Source organism: Clostridium sp. CM036, from assembly GCF_055081135.1.
Genome location: NZ_CM143652.1, coordinates 2,299,672 through 2,319,147, shown reverse-complemented (window position 1 = coordinate 2,319,147; position 19,476 = coordinate 2,299,672). Strand labels below are relative to the sequence as shown.

Here is a 19,476-nt window from a genome sequence, read left to right as displayed (position 1 = left end):
ATAATATTGCATAGGAGGAGGTATATTATGTTAATAGATAAAATAAATAAATATTACACTAAGGAATATGATTTAAGTTGTGCTGAGGTGATGATTTACGCTGCTAGTGATGAATATAATATGAAATTAAAAAGCGAAACGTTTAAAACTATGTCATCATTTGGTGGAGGAATGGGTATTGAGAGCATATGCGGAGCAATAACAGGTTCTTTGGCAGTTATAGGTATATTATTTACTAAAGAAAAAGCGCATGAAGGTGATAGAGTTAAAAGACTATGTCAGGAATTCTTCCAAAAATTTGAATCAAAGTTAAGCACGAATAATTGCGCGGCTCTTAAAGCAAAATATAAAAAAGAGGATGGTAGTTGCAAGGTAATGATTGAAACTGCTACTGAAATATTAGATGAAATTGTGATACGCGAATTAAAAGTTAATAATTTAACTCAATGAAAGGAAAAATTATGGATTACAAAAATATTGAATCATTTAATGAAGGCATTATAATAAAAGATGTAGAGAACTTTGAACTAGACCATATATTCGAATGTGGGCAATGCTTTAGATGGGACAAGGAGCCTAATGGCAATTACATAGGGGTAGCATATGGGAAGGTAATAGAAGTAGAAAAAAAGGGGACGCAAGTAAAGATATATAATATAAATGAGGAAGAATTTAATGAGATTTGGTGTGATTATTTTGACCTTAAAAGAAATTACACAGTTATCAAAGAGAAATTTAAGATGGATCCTCTTCTTAAAAGATCTGTTGATTTCGGGTATGGCATTAGATTATTGCAGCAGGAGCCTTTTGAACTTACCATATCATTTATAATTTCTTCAAATAATAGAATCCCAATGATAAAAAGAGCTATAAACAATTTGAGCAAAAAATGGGGAAAACCAATAGAATATAAGGGGAAAACGTACTACACATTTCCAACGCCTGCAGATTTAGAAGAAGCTACTATAGAAGAAATTCAGAGTTGTAGTCTGGGGTTTAGATCTAAATATGTAAAAAACACAGTACATCAGGTATATACTGGTGAAGTGAATTTGGAGCTTATTAAAGCCGCGGAAGATGATATTTGCCATGAAGAACTAAAAAAACTTAGTGGAATAGGCCCAAAAGTGGCGGATTGTATTATGTTATTTTCTATGCAAAAATATTCTGCTTTCCCAGTGGATGTGTGGGTTAAGAGGGCGATGCAATTTTTTTATTTAGCACCAGATGTCTCTCTACCTAAAATAAGGACCTTCGCTAGAGACAAATTTGAAAACTTAGCAGGTTTTGCACAACAGTATTTGTTTTATTATGCAAGAGAAAATAATATTAAAATAGAATAAATTAAGCAAAGCAAGTAATACTATATAAAACTATGAGTTACTATTGAAATAAATACAAGAGTGAAGAGGATGAAAAACAATGAAAAGAATGTGGAATAGTATTAGAATGAAGGTATCAGGATATAAACAATATATATTACTATCAGCAGTTTTGCTAGCTTTCGCATACATAGGATATGAATATTATTTCAAGTATTCATATATATTGAGAAATCCGAATATATTAAAAGAAGTTATTCTTTCTTATGGAAATTTCAGTGTTTTAATTTTCATTCTTATGCAGGTTTTACAAGTAGTAGTTTTTTTTATTCCAGGAGAATTTATACAAATTGCTGGAGGATATATTTTCGGTGCATTTTTAGGCGGTATAATATCTTTAATGGGTATTACTTTAGGAGGTATAATAGTATATCTTATTGCTAATAGTTATGGTAGGCCTTTTGTGGAAAAGTTGTTATTAAAAAAGAAAGTGAAATTTTTTAGAAAAATATTAAAAATAGGAAGCAAAAAAAATGTTATATTCATTTTTTTTTTAATCCCAGGAATACCTAAAGATGCTCTAATATACATATGTGGAGTATCTGATGTTTCTTTTAAAGATTTCTTTATATATTCAACACTCGGTAGAATTCCAGGGATTTTTATTTCTTCTTATTTTGGTCAAAAAATAGATGCATGGGATGTTACAAGTTTAATAACTATAGGCATAACAATGAGTATTATATCAATAGTAGGGATTTTTAAAGGAAATACTATAATAAAAAATGTAATTAAAAAGAAAAAATCTTATTAAAAAGTTACGATAACACATGTTTTATAAAATATTATAAAGAGTATAGCTTTTTATAAATATTATAAAGAGCGTAGCTTTTTATATTGTGATTTATATATACACCTTAATATTATGCTACTTATAGTAATCAAAATAATTATTAATATTGCACAATGGAAGAAAAAATCCTGTGGAAGGATCGTTATTATTGGATCATGTTCAATATCAAATAACCAGTAATCATTTTTAAAGAAAATATGATGAAAAGCTGTGAAGCTTTTATCGAAATTAATTAAAAAGGGTATAAGTAATATTATAGGTACGATAATAAGAAAAATTGAACTAGTTAACAAGTATCTTATTGTTTTGTGTCTCTTATTTATGATTATACCTATAATACTTATTAATATGGAGAAAAATAGCATTACCTTAAGAGTATCAAATATTATTTTAACTTCCTTAAAATGAATTTTACCATTATTGGATGAAGGTAGCGTTGGAAGAGTGAATTCTTCAATTTTATTTTGAGTTAAATATGTGATTACATAGTCATAATTAGTCTTTAGTTCCTTTTTATTTAAATTAGAAGATTCTTCAATTTTTAAAACATCAATATCCATATAGTATAATGGTTTAAAAAGCAAAGTAAGATTTATGCTTAAAATTATAAAAGAAAAAGTAAAACTTAAGATAAAAAACGTTTTGAATGAAAATTTAATAAGCGTTTTTACATTTCTGAAAATGGAGTCTCTAAAAAAATAGTTATTAAACCATTTATATAGACTATTCATAAAATCACCTCTATTAGTGATTTTAACAATAAATCAAAATATATTCAATGATAATAAAAATGTGCTAAAATTATAATTTCATTAAAAAGTAAGTAAACAAGAGAAAAACTATATAATGCAGTGATAACTAAACATAATATAGTTTAGTTGCGTATAAATGGTATAATATATGGAATAGGTGAAGTTGATATTATACTGATTATTAATTAAAATATTAGGTATAGAACTCATTAGCACTCAGATGTGATGAGTGCTAACAAAAACAACAAAAATATATAAGGAGGGGTTTAAAATGAATATTAGACCACTTAGTGATAGAGTGTTAATTAAAAGATTAGAGGCGGAAGAAACTACAAAAAGTGGAATACTTCTTGCAGGAGCTTCAAAGGAAAAACCACAAGAGGCTGAAGTAGTTTCAGTAGGACCAGGAAAAGTTGAAGATGGGAAAGTAATTAAAATGGAAGTTAAGGCAGGGGATATAATATTATTCTCTAAATATTCAGGAAGTGAAATAAAATATGATGGTATTGAGTATATCATATTAAAGCAAGATGAACTATTAGCTGTAATTGAAAAATAACATTAACGTAATAATAATTAAATAATAATTGATAGTAAATGATTATTTAATCATTAGCGTCGTATAGGAGGGTTTAAAATGGCTAAAGATATATTGTTTGGAGAAGAAGCGAGAAGAGCTATGCAAAGAGGTGTAGATAAACTTGCAAACACTGTTAAAATAACACTCGGACCTAAAGGAAGAAATGTTATTTTAGATAAAAAGTTTGGATCACCATTAATAACAAATGATGGTGTTACTATAGCTAGGGAAATAGAGCTAGAAGATGCATTTGAAAATATGGGAGCACAACTTGTTAAAGAAGTTGCTACAAAGACAAATGATGTAGCAGGAGATGGAACAACTACAGCTACATTGCTTGCCCAAGCTATAATAAGAGAAGGTTTAAAAAATGTTACAGCTGGTGCCAATCCAATGTTAATAAGAACTGGTATAAAAATGGCTGTAGATAAAGCTGTTGAAGAAATTAAAAAATCTTCTAAACCAGTTAATGGTAAGGAAGATATATCGAGAGTTGCTGCTATATCAGCTAGTGATGAAGTAACAGGAGCTCTAATTGCTGATGCTATGGAAAGAGTAGGCAACGAAGGTGTTATAACTGTAGAAGAATCAAAATCTATGGGAACAGAACTTGATGTTGTTGAAGGAATGCAATTTGATAGAGGATATTTAAGTGCATATATGGTTACAGATGCAGAAAAAATGGAAGCGAATCTTGATGAGCCATATATTTTAATAACTGATAAGAAAATTACTAATATACAAGACATACTTCCAATACTTGAGCAAATCGTTCAACAAGGCAAAAAGTTATTAATAATTGCTGAAGATATTGAGGGTGAAGCTTTAAGCACATTAGTTGTTAATAAATTAAGAGGAACTTTTACTTGTGTAGCTGTTAAAGCACCAGGTTTTGGTGACAGAAGAAAAGAAATGCTTCAAGATATAGCAATCCTAACTGGAGGAGAAGTTATATGCGAAGAATTAGGAAGAGAACTAAAAGATGTTACTGTTGACATGCTTGGAAAAGCAGAAAGTGTTAAAATATCTAAAGAAAACACTACTATAGTAAATGGCAAGGGTGAAAAAGATACAATACATGATAGAGTTTCCCAAATTAAAAAGCAAATTGAAGAAACTACATCAGATTTTGATAGAGAAAAATTACAAGAAAGACTTGCTAAACTTGCAGGCGGAGTAGCTGTAATAAAAGTTGGAGCTGCTACTGAAACTGAATTAAAAGAAAAGAAACTCCGAATAGAAGATGCTCTTGCAGCTACAAAAGCAGCAGTTGAAGAGGGAATAGTTCCTGGTGGTGGAACAGTTTATATTAATGCTATTTCTGAGATTGCAAAATTATCATCAGATACACCAGATGTTCAAGTGGGTATTAACATAATTAAAAGAGCATTAGAAGAACCATTAAGACAAATAGCTACAAATGCTGGCGCTGAAGCTTCAGTTATAATAGAAAAAGTAAGAGAAAGCGCTGGAGAAAATGGATATGATGCTTTACGTGGAGAAATGGTAAACATGATAAAAGCTGGGATTGTTGATCCAACAAAAGTTGTAAGATCAGCACTTCAAAACGCAGCATCTGTTGCAGCAACATTCTTAACAACTGAAGTTGCAGTTGCAGATATTCCAGAAAAGAATTCAGCACCAATGGGTGGCGCACCAGGAATGGGAATGGATGGAATGTACTAAAAATAATTTGAACAATAATTATTATAAATAAAGTATATTCAAATAAAAAATTAACTAGGGTTTTGCCTTAGTTAATTTTTTTTATTTTGTTAAGCCTTATAATTATGTTTCTAGTATGTTCGCGAACTAGTTCATGAACATACTAGAAATATTCATTGACAAATGCTTAAACATTAACTATCATTATTGTAATAACAAATTCAAAGAACAATTACGCTACTCATATATACCTTGAATATGGCAAGGAGTATCTACCGGAAGCCGTAAATTTCCGACTATGAGTAATCTTAGTATGAGCTTATTTTTGGCATGCTAATTTTACTTTAGTTAAGGTAGGATTAGTATGCCTTTTTATACTTTATACCTTATTTTAAAATATCGTATATATAAATATTCTTATGCTAATTATAAAGACGAATGTAAAATAAAATTGTGAAAGGGTGTTAATTAAATGGCAAAAATATTAAAACAAGCATATACTTTCGACGATGTATTGCTAGTTCCCAATAAGTCTAAAGTATTACCTAAGGATGTTAGTTTAGTTACTTACCTTACGAAAAAAATAAAACTTAACATACCTTTAATGAGTGCTGGTATGGACACTGTTACTGAGTCTAGAATGGCTATTGCTATGGCTAGAGAGGGTGGAATAGGAACTATACATAAGAACATGAGTATTGAAAACCAAGCTATTGAAGTGGATAGAGTTAAAAGACAAGAAAATGGTGTAATTACAGATCCATTCTTCTTATCTCCAGATAATATTTTAGAAGATGCATTAGCACTAATGAGTAAATATAGAATATCAGGAGTTCCAATTACAACAAATGGTAAATTAGTTGGAATAATCACTAATAGGGATATTGTTTTCGAAACTGATTATAGTAAGAAAATTAAAGATATAATGACAAGTGAAAATCTAATTACTGCATCAGAAGGAACAAGTATGCAGGAAGCTAAAGAACTTCTTAAAAAACATAAAATAGAAAAGTTACCTTTAGTAGATAGCGAAAATTATTTAAGAGGACTTATTACTATAAAAGATATAGAGAAAACCATAAAATTTCCGAATGCTGCAAAGGATTCTAGAGGAAGATTATTATGTGGTGCAGCTGTTGGTGTAACTGTAGACATAGCGGAGCGAGTAGCAGCCTTAGTGAAAGCTGGAGTAGATGTAATAACTATAGATACAGCTCATGGACATTCTTTTGGAGTAATGGATGCAGTACGAAAAATAAAAGCTGTATACCCAGAACTTCAAATAATAGCAGGGAACGTTGCTACGAGTGAGGCAACCAGAGATTTAATTGAGGCAGGAGCGGATTGTGTAAAAGTAGGGATAGGTCCTGGATCAATTTGTACTACAAGGATTGTAGCAGGAGTAGGAGTTCCACAACTTACAGCAGTTATGGATTGCGTTGAAGAGGGGAATAAATATGGAGTTCCTGTTATTGCAGACGGCGGCATAAAATACTCAGGAGATATAGTTAAGGCATTAGCAGCAGGTGCTAAAGTGGTAATGATGGGTTCTATGTTTGCAGGCTGTGAGGAAGCTCCAGGTGAAATGGAAATCTATCAGGGAAGAAGCTATAAGGTATATAGAGGCATGGGTTCTCTAAGTGCTATGGCTTGCGGAAGTAAGGATAGGTATTTCCAAGAAGGAAATAAAAAGTTAGTTCCAGAAGGGGTAGAAGGAAGAATACCTTTCAAAGGAAGTGTTATAGAAACTATATATCAGATGATAGGCGGTATACGTTCAGGAATGGGATATTTAGGTTCTGAAACGCTAGAGCAATTATTTGAGACTTCAACCTTTGTTGTCCAAACATCAGCAGGGCTAAGAGAAAGTCATCCACATGATGTGTCAATTACAAAAGAAGCGCCAAATTATAGCGTGAACAACTAGTATAGATGAGAATAGATAAAATATATATAAATAGCTAAGTATAAAGCTTAAGTGTACAGGAGGAAAAACATTGATTAATAGAGAATTAATTTTAGTTGTTGACTTTGGTGGTCAATATAATCAACTTATTGCAAGAAGAGTTAGAGAGAATAATGTTTATTGCGAAATAATACCATATACATCTTCTGCCGAAAAAATAAAAAACATGAATCCAAAAGGAATAATATTCACCGGCGGACCCAATAGTGTATATGCAAAAGGTGCTCCAAAGGTTGAAAAAGAAATATTCGAACTAGGTATTCCTATTTTGGGAATATGTTATGGTGCTCAACTAATGGCTCGAGTATTTGGTGGAGAAGTTATAACACCTGATGTTCGAGAATACGGAAAAGTAGAAGTTGACCTATGCAAAGATGCTACTATTTTTGCAGGAATAGAAAAGAATCAATGCTGGATGAGTCATACAGACCATATTTCTAAAGTACCAGAAGGATTTGATATAATTGCAACTACTAAAGATTGTCCAGTAGCTGCTATGGCGAGTGTTTCTAAAAAACTCTATGGAGTTCAATTTCACCCAGAAGTAAAACATACTCTTTTTGGTGAAGAAATGATTAGAAAGTTCCTATATGATGTTTGCGAGGTTAAAGGCGATTGGTCAATGTCATCTTTTGCGCAGGAAAAAATCAAGGCTATAAAAGAACTAGTTGGAGATAAAAAAGTACTTTGTGCTCTTTCAGGAGGCGTAGATTCTTCAGTTGCAGCAGTGCTTGTACATAAAGCAATAGGAGATCAGTTAACTTGTGTATTTGTAGATCACGGCCTTTTAAGAAAAGATGAAGGCGATCAAGTTGAAACAATATTCAAAGGCGAATTTAAAATGAACATAATAAGGGTTAATGCTCAAGAGAGATTCTTAGGTAAGCTTAAAGGTGTAAGTGATCCAGAGAAAAAGAGAAAGATAATTGGAGAAGAATTTATAAGAGTTTTTGAAGAGGAGTCTAATAAACTCGGACAATTAGATTTCCTTGTTCAAGGAACAATATATCCAGATGTAGTTGAAAGTGGTACTGCTACTTCAGCTACTATAAAAAGTCATCATAATGTTGGCGGACTTCCAGAAGATATGCACTTTAAACTAATAGAGCCTTTAAGAGAATTATTTAAAGATGAAGTTAGAGCAGTGGGAGAAGAGATTGGAATTCCTCATTACTTAGTGTGGAGACAACCATTCCCAGGACCAGGTCTCGCTATAAGAGTACTTGGAGAAATAACACCTGAAAAATTATTTATAACTAGCGAAGCAGACGCAATATTCAGAGATGAAGTGGCTAAAGCTGGACTTGAAAGTGAAATATGGCAATACTTTGCATGTCTACCAAACATCCAATCTGTTGGAGTTATGGGAGACGAACGAACATACTGCCATACGGTTGCCCTAAGAGCTGTAACTAGTTCAGATGGAATGACTTCAGATTGGGCTAGAATACCATATGAAGTGTTAGATATAGTTTCTAGAAGAATTGTTAATGAAGTTAAAGGAGTAAACAGAATTGTTTATGATGTAACTTCTAAGCCACCTTCAACTATTGAGTGGGAATAGGTATGAACGTTGTTATACCTATATATATTAATGAAATAAGTTAATTAAAGGTGTTTATGAAACATACTATTAAATTAGTATTTCATAAACACCTTTTTTTATGTTTTTCAATAGAAGTATGGGATATAAGTTTACAACAAGAAAAATATTGTAGCTCCGTAGGAAATGATTTAATTGATATATAGTAAGGTAATTATAAAACATAATATATATCAAATTGTGGCATAATAATTTTATAAATATTAGAGAGCAATAGCAAAATGTAATATATCACCAAAATGAGTTAATAAGAAATTATTCGAAAAGTAAATAGATAAGAAAAGGGTGTGAAAAAAAATGAATAAATTAGAAACATTAATAGATGCAGGATATAAAATAGAAATTCAATCAAATGCTAAGTTTTGTTTGATTTTGCAGGATACAATCCCTTGTGTGAGTTTTAATGCGGATAATGTAGAGGAAGCTATTGATTCAGCTTATTACTTTGTAAAAGAGCTGAAAACAGGGGCAGATAAAACTGAAATCGAAACAGAAACACAAACACAAACATCAAAGCAAACAAAGGATCATAAAACTATAATTGATATACCGCAACCACAAGAATTAAAAATTGATGAAGATATACTTAATGGAGAATTTAAGATGACGACTACTATTAGATTATATTCAGAAGTTTGGGGGGAGTTTAAAGATTTTGCAGAGACATATAAAGAGTATAAAAGTATGGATTTAGTTAGCATGGCACTTCTAGAATATATTGAGAAATACAAAGAATAATTATCCTATAATTAGTAATTAGCATATAAAGTGGTTTGGCTTAGGCTGAACCTTTTTTTATTTTAAATTAGGGAATTAGAGAAAGGGAGAATTATTATGGTTAATAAGACAATTATTACTATATTTATTGGCATAACTGGTGTAACATAAGAGATAAAGATAAAGTGTTTTTACCATTTTATCAGTGTGATGACTCTAGAAGTAAAAAGGCAAGTACTGGTGTTGGCCTAGGGCTGAGCATTGTTAATTTGGTAATAGAGAAAAATGAGGGTGGTAGAATAAAATGAAATTAGTACTTAAAGATATAGAAAAGAGTTATGGAGAAAAACAGGTGTTAAAAAAAGCATCATTTACATTTGAAAAAGGAAGAATATATGGACTTTTAGGAAGAAATGGAGCAGGTAAAACAACCCTTTTTAATTGCATAAGTGGGGAAACTAAATATGAGGATGGTAGCGTGAGTATAGTAGAAGATGGACAAGCATCAGTGGAAATAGATTATAGTAAGGTAGGATATGTTTTTTCAGATCCAGTGATACCAGAGTTTTTAACTGGATATGAGTTCTTAAAATTTTATATTGATATTAATAAGGAGAAAATTGAAAATTTGCTTACAATAGATGAGTATTTTGATATTATAAAAATTAAGGATGAAGACAGATATAGGTTGATGAAGGGATATTCCCATGGAATGAAAAACAAAATGCAAATGGTTTGTCTTTTAATAACTAGACCTGCTGTAATTTTGCTAGATGAGCCCTTAACCTCTTTTGATGTAGTGGTGGCTCTAGAAATTAAAAATTTGTTAAAGAAAATGAAAAGTGAGCACATTATTATTTTTTCTACTCATATTCTTCAGCTGGCTACAGATTTATGTGATGAAATATTGGTTTTAAATAATTGTATTTTAGAAGAAGTGGATAGTGAGGTTCTAAAGAGTCCTGAATTTGAAGAGAAAATCATGAAGATTTTAAAGGAGGGAGGAAATGATTAGTACATTTATAAATAGTTTTAAGGTATCTTTTGCAGAGCAGGCTAATACTTTTATATATTTTCTTAAAAGGATACCAATTTTGGGTAAAAAAATTCCTGAAAATTTGTATAAAAGAACCCATGCTAAACTGGTTATAGGGGTTATACGTGAAATTTTAGGAGTGCTAGGTGGATTTATAGGAAAAACTATATATTTAGGTGTAATGATTATTTTGCCATCCTATTTAATGACTAAGGATATAGCAAAGTTACAACCTTATTTTTTACATATTTTTTTCTTTTTAAGCTTTATTTTGGGACCAGTTATGAAAAATGTAATTTTTGATAAAACCAACAAAGCGGCCTTTAATATGATAACACTAATGAGAGCTGACGCAAGAGAATACTATCTTGGAGAAATAGTATATAAAAATATAACAGACTTTATATACTTTGTTCTTCCAGTAATAATTATAGGTTTAATAATAGGATTTTCACCATTAAAAGCTATGGTGCTTGTAGCGGAAATAATAGCATTTAGATTGATAGAAGAAGGGCTACAGCTTTTTATATATGATAAGACAGAAATAATACAAAAACATAAAGATTTATTTATGTCACTAGTAATCATAGGAGGACTTGTCCTTGCCTATGCACTACCTTTATTAAGAGTTACTATTGATTTTAATTTAATATTATTAAATGCTTTAGTGGCGATTATTGTATTAATTCTAGGCGTGGCAGCTTTTATATACTTATGGAAATTTAAGAAATATACTTTAATAGCAAAAGATTTATTAAATAAGGATAGTTTATTTGATGTAGAGGCTATTAGAAATCAAGCGACTTTTTCAACTGTGAAATTGGATGAAAAGAGAATGAGTAAGGAAGAATTAAATACAAAAAAATATGACCAAAAGAAGGGCTATGAATATTTAAACTCATTATTTTTTCTTCGTTTTAGAAGAATAATGGTAAAACCTGTAAAGGAAAGAGTCGTCTTTATAGGTTTTATATTTTTAATTACCATGTACTTTGTGATTTTTATGCCGAGTAAAAGGGTGGATATAGTGAACATAATTAAAAAAAGCATTCCCCCATTGGTATTTATAATGTACAGCATGTCAACGGGAGAAAGAATTTGCAAGGCTATGTTTTTTAATTGTGATGCAAGCCTATTAAGACAAGGCTATTACCGAGAGGCAAGTGTGATTTTATCCAACTTCACTTCAAGACTTAAGAGGGTAGTTATTCTTAACCTGATACCGGCTTTAACTTTATGTTCTGCTATAATTTGTATTATATTAGCTAGTGGTTATAGCTCCCAGCTTATTGGAATGATACCACTATTTTTGTGTATTATTTGTTTAGCTTGTTTCTTCTCAATACATCATTTGTTCATGTACTATGTATTGCAGCCTTATACAGCAGGGTTAACAGTGAAAAGTCCCTTATTTAAATTCGTAAACATGGTTATGTATATCGGTAGCTATACGTGTCTTCAAATTAAGACGACTTCATATTATTTCACAGCAGGGATTATTATAACAACTATTGTATATATGGTAGTTGCGTTGATTTTAACATATAGAGTAGCGCCAAGAACTTTTAAGTTAAAATGGTGATAATATAAGCAAAATCGCTGGGCGAATAAATATATTACTGAATTCTTAAAAACATGCACACTTTATGGATAAATTGCATATAATACAATTAGTTTATTTAATAAAATAGGGATACCAGAGGACACAACAGATTAAGAATTAGTAGTAAAAAATAGATAGTACGCATAACTATCTATTTTGTTTTTTTATCATCCTTATGAACTTCGATACCAAATTCTGTTTCGGACTGATCAGGTAGTTTGGTACGCGCTTTTATATTAAAACTTATTCTATCTTTTGAAAAAAATACTACTGCGGAAGTTATACCAAGAACAGCTATTGAGGTAATACAAAACAGCTTGAACATTTGGGTAATCTCCGACATTTAATTCTCACCTCCCTTAATTTTTATTCCTTAGGTATCCCATAAAATAGGGAGGTGATAAATCTGTTGTGAAAATACCAATTACATAAAATTGATGTAAATATATGGTATAGTTATAATATATACCTTTAATAATTTTAATTCAATATTTACTATAATACAATAAAATACAAAAAATGCACTCTTAAGTAAACAAAAAGGATATGTTGCGCAGAAAGCATCTTAGCAACATATCCTTTTGGTTATAGCATAATCAAAGAAAAACTCTTAATTCTTATTTGAAATAACAATCGCTTAACTAAATTACCTTTTTTACATCGAATAATGAATTTTGAACTAGAAAGGCTTGAGAGAAGTATTTCCCAATAGTCCAATAACTAACCCCGCCTAAATTATATGCATTAGCAGTCCTAAGTTTGACGTTCATACTCCTAGCATCTTCAAACCAAACTACATGTCTTTTGCCATTAGAATCGTAATAGTTAAAAAACGGTGCTTGAGCGGTATAGTCATATTGAATAGATGCAAATACCTTTCTCGCAAGATCAACTGCTTCTACATTACCGAGTACAGTTGCTTTAGTTCCTTTTACATAAGGTAAAGTCCAAACGTACCCATAATTAGGTATGCCCATAAAGATGTTTTTACTTGGAATTACGGTTACAGCATAATCAAGGATTTTTTTTACTTCATTAATTGGAGCCACCGCCATTGGTGGACCTGCAGTATAACCCCACTCATAAGTCATCAGTATAACATGGGAAGCTATGGCACCGTGAAATGGGTAATCATGCGCTTCATAAAGTAATCCTTTTATATCACCATTTGGCTTAGGGGCTAAAGCTGTAGTAACAATATAGCCTAAAGCCTTTAGTTTGATTACTGTTTTGCGTAAAAAATCATTATAGCTTTGTTTATCTTTTGGGAAAATATATTCTAGATCTATAGCTAAACCGTAATAATTTTTATTTTCCAAGATGCTGACTATGTTATCTAATAAAGTGTTTTGTATATTTTCATCTGTAAGTATAATATGGGCTAGGTCACTATCAAAACCACCACCCTCTTCTAAATTCGTAATTACCATCATAGGAGCTACTTTAGCTTTTCTAGCAGCAACTATTAAGGGGACATCATTTATTCCTTTTAGAGTTCCATTAGGCAGCACCTGATAACTGAATATACTAAGGTATGTGAGACTTGGAAGAGTCTTTGCGAGAACATCCATATCCGTAGTAGGAAGTGCATAGCCATTAACTTCAAGTGAGCCTAATTTTTGCGTTGATGGTGGTATAATAATAATTTCACTAGGATAAATTAGTATAGAATTTTTAAGGTTAGGATTTGCAGCATATAAATCTGAAATAGTTACACCATACATTCTAGCTATCATGTAAAGTGATTGACCAGGAAGAATTTTGTGTTTTCTTGTGACTTGAAGTATTACAAGCGTTTGGCCTACCACAAGTTCATCTGGGTTTGCAAGTTCATTATCAGAAGCAATTTTATTAGATGGAACTCCATATAATTTAGAAATTATATATAAGGTTTCACCACTTTTTACAACATGAATAATCAAAAAAAATCACACCTCTTATAGTAATATAATTTAATATATGCTATACAATACAAGGGAGTACTTACTATATTTTTATGGTGAATAAAGTCACGGTCAATTATTTGGAAAAGTCACTAGAATAAATGAAGCATTCACAGATAATACTATAGCTATCATGTATAGGCGACTCCAATTTTAGGGACTTTTATATTTAAGTTTAATTTTTAAAGTTTTAATAAATAAAAATAACAAAATTTGTTATAAATACAAAATTTTATTAAAAAACTTGATTTATTTAAATGAATAAACTAAAATTATAGTATATTGTTTTAGCGAGGCAATGCAATGCGATGAGCAAAATAATCAATGATTGTTTTGCTTCAAGATATAAGCAAGGAGGAATATTAATGGCAAAAATTTTATCATTAGATTTAAGCAAAACAATTCCATATTTAGGTAAACATGAAGTTTCTTATTTACAGCCAATGGTATCTGCTGCACACAAAATGCTTGCAGATAAAACAGGTGCGGGGAATGAATTTTTAGGATGGATGGACCTTCCTTTAAATTATGATAAATCAGAATTTAAAAGAATTAAACAGGCAGCAGAAAAGATAAAAAATAATTCTGAAGTCTTAATAGTAATTGGAATAGGTGGTTCTTACCTAGGAGCTAGAGCGGCTATAGAAACGTTGAGTCATAGTTTTTATAACAGTCTTTCAAGCGATAAGAGAAAGGCGCCAGCAATATTCTTTGCAGGTAATAATATAAGTTCTACATATATGGCAGATTTAATTGATGCTGTAGAAGGAAAAGATATTTCTATAAATGTAATATCAAAATCAGGAACTACTACAGAACCAGCTATTGCTTTTAGAATATTAAAAGGATTATTAGAAAAGAAGTACGGAAAAGAAGGAGCTAAAGAAAGAATTTTTGCTACTACAGATATTTCTAAAGGAGCTCTAAAAAAATCAGCAGATGCAGAAGGCTATGAAACTTTTGTGATTCCGGATGATATAGGAGGAAGATTCTCAGTGTTAACAGCTGTAGGTTTACTTCCAATAGCAGTAGCGGGCATTGACATTGATGAAATGATGAAGGGTGCAGCGGATGCAAGAGAAGCATACAGTGTAGAGGATTTAAACAATAACGATTGTTATAAATATGCAGCAGCTAGAAATGCACTATATAGAAAAGGCAAGGTTACAGAAATTTTAGTTAACTATGAGCCATCACTTCAATATTTTGGTGAGTGGTGGAAACAACTTTGTGGGGAAAGTGAAGGAAAAGACCAAAAGGGAATATTCCCAGCATCAGTTAATTTCTCTACAGATTTGCATTCTATGGGACAGTATATTCAAGAGGGTGTAAGAAATATATTTGAAACAGTTATTAATGTAGAAAAGCCAAGGAAAGAAGTTGTAGTAGAAAAGGAAAGTGAAGATCTAGATGGATTGAACTTTTTAGCAGGTAAAACTATGGATTTTGTTAATAGAAAAGCTTTCCAAGGAACAGTACTTGCTCATAATGATGGGGGTGTACCTAACATTATTTTAAATGTGCCAGCATTAACAGCGTATAATTTTGGACATATGGTTTATTTCTTTGAAAAGGCTTTAGCAATAAGCGGATATTTATTAGGTGTGAATCCTTTTGATCAACCAGGAGTTGAAGCATATAAGAAAAATATGTTTGCTCTTCTTGGAAAATCAGGATATGAAGAAACCAAAGCAGCACTCGAAAAAAGGCTTTAAAAAATGAGAAAAATCATATGAGAATTATTGTAGATGCAGATGGTTGCCCTGGTAAACAGCTAATAGAAAAGGCAGCTAAGGAAAACTCTATAGAGCTTATTATGTATTGTGATATTAATCATATTTTGAGTAGCGATTATGCCTCGATAAGGTATGTTGATAGTGGATTTCAAAGTGTTGATATGAAAGTAGCTAATGAGGCGAAATCTAATGACATAGTAATCACTCAAGATTTTGGGGTTGCTGCTATGGTTTTAGCTAAAGGTGCATATGCAATAGGCCCTAAAGGACATATATATGATGATGATAATATTGATAAATTATTATTTGAGAGGCATTTATCCGGCAAACTAAGACGGAGCGGAGGTAAAACCTTTGGTCCTAAAAAACGAACAAATGAAGATGATGAAAAGCTTTATAACAATTTAATTAAATTGATTCTAAAAACGCAATAATGCACTTAGAATATACGAAATAGTTAGTAATAAAAATTACTAGCTATTTTTATATTTTTGAAAAGAATAATCGCGAATTCAGTCATGAGATGAATTTTTGGGTGTAACGTTCAATTATAATGACGAATTTAATACATAAATAGCTATGAAATTTTAAATTTTATTATTTTATAATAAAACATTGAAAGTTTATGTCTATATATAAAAGAAAAAATATGGAATATACACTGTTACAAATAATGGAATTATAGTATAATATATTCAGTATAGAGATTGGTTTTTTAATAATATTTTTGTATTGTATAGCTTATTTATAAAGGTAGGTGAATTTAAATGAATGAAATGAATATATCGTTTAGCTTAGAAAACCCTGAAGAAAAATATAAAGAAATCGGAATAAGTGTTGAAAATATATTAGAGGATAATTTGAACTATAAATTTCTTGTAGGGATTGATGGAACATGGACTACTTTGAAGAAATTAAGTGGAGCCAGGGATGCTATATGGAAGCCACAGGCAGATGGTAAGTACTCCATAATGGTACAAGCTAAAAGAAAAGAAAGTAAGAAGCCCTTTGATTATATGTCAAAAACAGATTACCTGGTAGGCGAGGCTTACGAAAAGTTAATAAATGATATATACATAGATAAAATAGAAATAATGGCAGGTGAAAAAGTCACCTTAACAGTAGATGCCACAAAGATTCCTATTATGTATAGATATTGGGTACATGAAAGGGGGAATTGGCTACTTATAAAAGACTATTCATCAGAAAATATACTGACTTGGACTTCAAAATATTGTGGAGAGCAAGAGTTTTTGGTAGAATGCAGGAATTTAGATTCAAAAAATACATTTGATGACTCTATGAAAATACGATTTAATGTACAAGCCATACAATCAGTAGAAATTGTAAGTTTTAAATGTTTGACGGATGGTATGGTAGAAGGTGCGGAACTAGTTTTTGAGGTGGAGGCAAACTATGGGGATAACAGGATGGTTTTGTACAAATTTGTAAAAATTAATCCTAAGGGGAATACCAAATGCATACAAGATTATTCAACTAAGAAATTAGTTAGTTATGTTGAAGAAAACAAGGGTGATTATAAGCTACTATGTATGGCAAAGGATATGTATTCAATTCATGAATTTGATGATAGAGCATTGATTCATTATAGCGTTAAACCTTATGAAGAAATAAACATACATAGTTTCACTAGTGATTTAAGCTCACCGCAAGTATGTGGCACTCCTATAATTTTTAAGTGTATTGCTAGAGGTGGGAAAGAGTTATTATATAAATTCAAAATTGATGGAAAATGCATAGAGGATTCTGGTTACATTAGAGAAAATAATTTTTTTTGGATACCAAAAGAAGCGGGAGAATATAAAGCTTACTTATGGGTGAAGGATGCATCTTTTAAAGGAGAATATGAGAAGAAAGGTTCTTTAGATTTTCTAATTGACGATATAGGTAATGAAAATGTGGTTATTGATGATATAATTTTGGATAATAAAGAGACAGTACTAATAGGCCAAATAGTTCATGTAAAAGTCAAAGCAACAGGAGGAAATTCTTTAAGATATAGTTTTATAATTTCTAAAGATGATAAAGAGATAGAAAAAATACAATTTGGAACACGTGATTTTCTAGAGTTTACGCCAGAGGAGAGTGGAAAGTTCAAACTGGAGGTAAGAGTAAAAGATAAATATTCCAAAAGGAAATTTGATTGTCACGAAGTTCTATGTATTCAAGCTTTAGAATGCATTCCAGCTAAAATAGACTATGTATTAATGCCAACAAGAGAATACTTTATGGTTGGAGATACTATTTCTCTCCAAGTTATATCTGAAAATACAAAAAATACTCTTGTGAATTACGTTTTGAAAATAGATGGTCATTTAGTAGAACAAACAAATTTTGTGGAACATAAAAATTATGAGATTAAACCTAAATGTAGTGGAAACTATTTAATAGAACTTCTAGCAAAGAATAAATTGAGCACAAATGCATATGATAGTAAGAAGGAAATAAGAATAGAAATACATGAGACGCTACCTGTAAGAGATACAAAGATTCTATGTGATAAGGCAAATTTTATGGCTAATGAAACAATAACATTTGTAGCACAAAGTAAGGGTGGCAAGAATGTTGAATATGAGGTCTATCTCATGGAAAAAGGAGACTGGAGTTTGGTACAAAAATTTAGCAGGAAAAATGATTACATCTTTATGCCTTTTACTAAAGGGATTTACAGAATACTAGTATTATCAAAAAGTTCTTATAAGAGTATTTCATATGAAGATTATGATATAATGGAGATTGAAGTAAAAGAATAACTTTAAAACAGCTTTTAAAGGCTGTTTTTTTTATGAGTAAAAGATTTAATGTTAAGCTTCGAAGAAGATGAATAGTACCGTAGGTGATAATTTACCTGAAGTTTTAGAAATAGTTAAGGAGATGAATAGATATGGAAAGAATAGACAAAATATTATCAAATTTAGGCCATGGAACAAGAAAAGAAGTGAAGGCGTTGTTAAAAAAAGGGAAAATAGAGGTCGATGGAGTAATAGTTTCTGATAATACAATGAAAATTGATCCGGATAAGGCTGTAATAAAGGTAGCTGGTGAAGAAATAACATATAGAAAATACATATATATAGTCATGAATAAGCCAGCTGGGGTAGTTTCTGCTACAGTAGATAAGTATGATGAAACTGTTATTGATTTAATAGATCAAGAATACCATGCTTTTAATCCATTTCCTATAGGAAGATTGGATAAAGACACAGTAGGGTTATTGCTAATCACTAATGATGGTGAATTAAATCATAAATTGATAGCACCTAAGAATCATGTAGATAAGGCGTATTATGCCGAGATTAATAAATTTGTAGATCAAAAGGATATAGACACCTTTAAGAAAGGTGTTGTATTAGATGATGGTTATAAATGCATGCCGGCCATATTAAAAGTATTAAATGCGAATGAAAATGGATCTGAGGTAATGATTACTATTCAAGAAGGCAAATTTCATCAGGTAAAAAGAATGTTCGAAAGTGTTGATAAAAATGTTGCATTTTTAAGAAGAATTAGTTTTGGACCATTAAAATTAGATGAAAATTTATCTGAAGGACAATATCGAGAATTGTCGGAAGAAGAGTTGGATTTATTAAAACAGATTTAATTTAGTTAATAATATTATTTTTTATGAAAAAAATAAGTGAAATGTCTTTATTTTAAAATATTATTAGAATTAAATTTG

General features: G+C 30.7%; 18 protein-coding genes and 1 riboswitch. Of the genes, 15 read left to right on the top strand and 3 right to left on the bottom strand.

Going from position 1 to position 19,476, the window contains the following annotated elements:
• The first annotated feature begins 27 nt into the window (after window positions 1-27).
• The 3 genes from ACWJKE_RS10935 (at window position 28) to ACWJKE_RS10925 (ending at window position 2,136) form a co-directional block, all read left to right on the top strand.
• The gene (locus ACWJKE_RS10935) at window positions 28-450 is read left to right on the top strand and encodes a C-GCAxxG-C-C family (seleno)protein (RefSeq protein WP_216302294.1); all 423 of its coding nucleotides are present in this window, start codon (window positions 28-30) and stop codon (window positions 448-450) included.
• An 11-nt stretch (window positions 451-461) separates the two neighbouring features.
• Window positions 462-1,343, top strand: coding sequence for a DNA-3-methyladenine glycosylase family protein (locus ACWJKE_RS10930; RefSeq protein ID WP_216302344.1), 882 nt, complete (start codon window positions 462-464; stop codon window positions 1,341-1,343).
• A gap of 79 nt (window positions 1,344-1,422) precedes the next feature.
• A complete protein-coding gene (locus ACWJKE_RS10925) occupies window positions 1,423-2,136 on the top strand; it encodes a TVP38/TMEM64 family protein (protein WP_216302293.1) in 714 nt (237 codons plus the stop codon).
• Between the two features lie 59 nt (window positions 2,137-2,195).
• Here ACWJKE_RS10925 and ACWJKE_RS10920 read toward each other — a convergent pair whose 3' ends face one another.
• Window positions 2,196-2,906, bottom strand: coding sequence for a TIGR01906 family membrane protein (locus tag ACWJKE_RS10920; RefSeq protein ID WP_216302292.1), 711 nt, complete (start codon window positions 2,904-2,906; stop codon window positions 2,196-2,198).
• A 292-nt stretch (window positions 2,907-3,198) separates the two neighbouring features.
• Between ACWJKE_RS10920 and ACWJKE_RS10915 the strand changes: the two genes are divergently transcribed.
• From ACWJKE_RS10915 to ACWJKE_RS10880, 8 genes are all read left to right on the top strand, one after another.
• Window positions 3,199-3,486: a co-chaperone GroES gene (locus ACWJKE_RS10915; protein WP_165412565.1), complete on the top strand. Its 288-nt coding sequence runs from the start codon at window positions 3,199-3,201 to the stop codon at window positions 3,484-3,486.
• Window positions 3,487-3,564: 78 nt separating this feature from the next.
• The gene (gene groL / locus ACWJKE_RS10910; RefSeq protein ID WP_165412564.1) at window positions 3,565-5,193 is read left to right on the top strand and encodes a chaperonin GroEL; all 1,629 of its coding nucleotides are present in this window, start codon (window positions 3,565-3,567) and stop codon (window positions 5,191-5,193) included.
• 200 nt (window positions 5,194-5,393) lie between these two features.
• Window positions 5,394-5,491: riboswitch (purine riboswitch) on the top strand.
• Window positions 5,492-5,644: 153 nt separating this feature from the next.
• Complete coding sequence (gene guaB, locus ACWJKE_RS10905) at window positions 5,645-7,099, top strand: IMP dehydrogenase (protein WP_165412563.1); 1,455 nt, start codon at window positions 5,645-5,647, stop codon at window positions 7,097-7,099.
• A gap of 73 nt (window positions 7,100-7,172) precedes the next feature.
• A complete protein-coding gene (guaA, locus tag ACWJKE_RS10900) occupies window positions 7,173-8,702 on the top strand; it encodes a glutamine-hydrolyzing GMP synthase (RefSeq protein WP_216302343.1) in 1,530 nt (509 codons plus the stop codon).
• Window positions 8,703-9,038: 336 nt separating this feature from the next.
• Window positions 9,039-9,479 (top strand): hypothetical protein, encoded by a 441-nt coding sequence (locus tag ACWJKE_RS10895; RefSeq protein WP_462958821.1) that lies wholly within the window; start codon window positions 9,039-9,041, stop codon window positions 9,477-9,479.
• A gap of 164 nt (window positions 9,480-9,643) precedes the next feature.
• Window positions 9,644-9,766, top strand: coding sequence for an ATP-binding protein (locus ACWJKE_RS10890; protein ID WP_290441237.1), 123 nt, complete (start codon window positions 9,644-9,646; stop codon window positions 9,764-9,766).
• Window positions 9,763-10,473: an ABC transporter ATP-binding protein gene (locus tag ACWJKE_RS10885; RefSeq protein ID WP_462958820.1), complete on the top strand. Its 711-nt coding sequence runs from the start codon at window positions 9,763-9,765 to the stop codon at window positions 10,471-10,473. Before ACWJKE_RS10890 ends, ACWJKE_RS10885 begins: the two co-directional genes overlap by 4 nt.
• Window positions 10,466-12,076: a hypothetical protein gene (locus ACWJKE_RS10880; RefSeq protein WP_462958819.1), complete on the top strand. Its 1,611-nt coding sequence runs from the start codon at window positions 10,466-10,468 to the stop codon at window positions 12,074-12,076. Before ACWJKE_RS10885 ends, ACWJKE_RS10880 begins: the two co-directional genes overlap by 8 nt.
• A 172-nt stretch (window positions 12,077-12,248) precedes the next feature.
• On the opposite strand, the gene ACWJKE_RS10875 is transcribed toward ACWJKE_RS10880, so the two are convergent.
• Window positions 12,249-12,440 (bottom strand): hypothetical protein, encoded by a 192-nt coding sequence (locus ACWJKE_RS10875; RefSeq protein WP_165412559.1) that lies wholly within the window; start codon window positions 12,438-12,440, stop codon window positions 12,249-12,251.
• A 298-nt stretch (window positions 12,441-12,738) separates the two neighbouring features.
• Window positions 12,739-14,019 (bottom strand): LysM peptidoglycan-binding domain-containing protein, encoded by a 1,281-nt coding sequence (locus ACWJKE_RS10870; protein ID WP_462958818.1) that lies wholly within the window; start codon window positions 14,017-14,019, stop codon window positions 12,739-12,741.
• Between the two features lie 386 nt (window positions 14,020-14,405).
• On the opposite strand from ACWJKE_RS10870, the gene ACWJKE_RS10865 reads away from it, so the two are divergent.
• The 4 genes from ACWJKE_RS10865 (at window position 14,406) to ACWJKE_RS10850 (ending at window position 19,398) form a co-directional block, all read left to right on the top strand.
• Window positions 14,406-15,755, top strand: a complete 1,350-nt coding sequence (locus tag ACWJKE_RS10865) for a glucose-6-phosphate isomerase (RefSeq protein WP_462958817.1) — start codon at window positions 14,406-14,408, stop codon at window positions 15,753-15,755.
• Between the two features lie 17 nt (window positions 15,756-15,772).
• Complete coding sequence (locus ACWJKE_RS10860) at window positions 15,773-16,210, top strand: YaiI/YqxD family protein (RefSeq protein WP_216302287.1); 438 nt, start codon at window positions 15,773-15,775, stop codon at window positions 16,208-16,210.
• A gap of 333 nt (window positions 16,211-16,543) precedes the next feature.
• Window positions 16,544-18,550: a triple tyrosine motif-containing protein gene (locus tag ACWJKE_RS10855; protein ID WP_220287495.1), complete on the top strand. Its 2,007-nt coding sequence runs from the start codon at window positions 16,544-16,546 to the stop codon at window positions 18,548-18,550.
• A gap of 131 nt (window positions 18,551-18,681) precedes the next feature.
• Window positions 18,682-19,398: a pseudouridine synthase gene (locus ACWJKE_RS10850; RefSeq protein WP_462953268.1), complete on the top strand. Its 717-nt coding sequence runs from the start codon at window positions 18,682-18,684 to the stop codon at window positions 19,396-19,398.
• The last annotated feature ends 78 nt before the right edge of the window (window positions 19,399-19,476 follow it).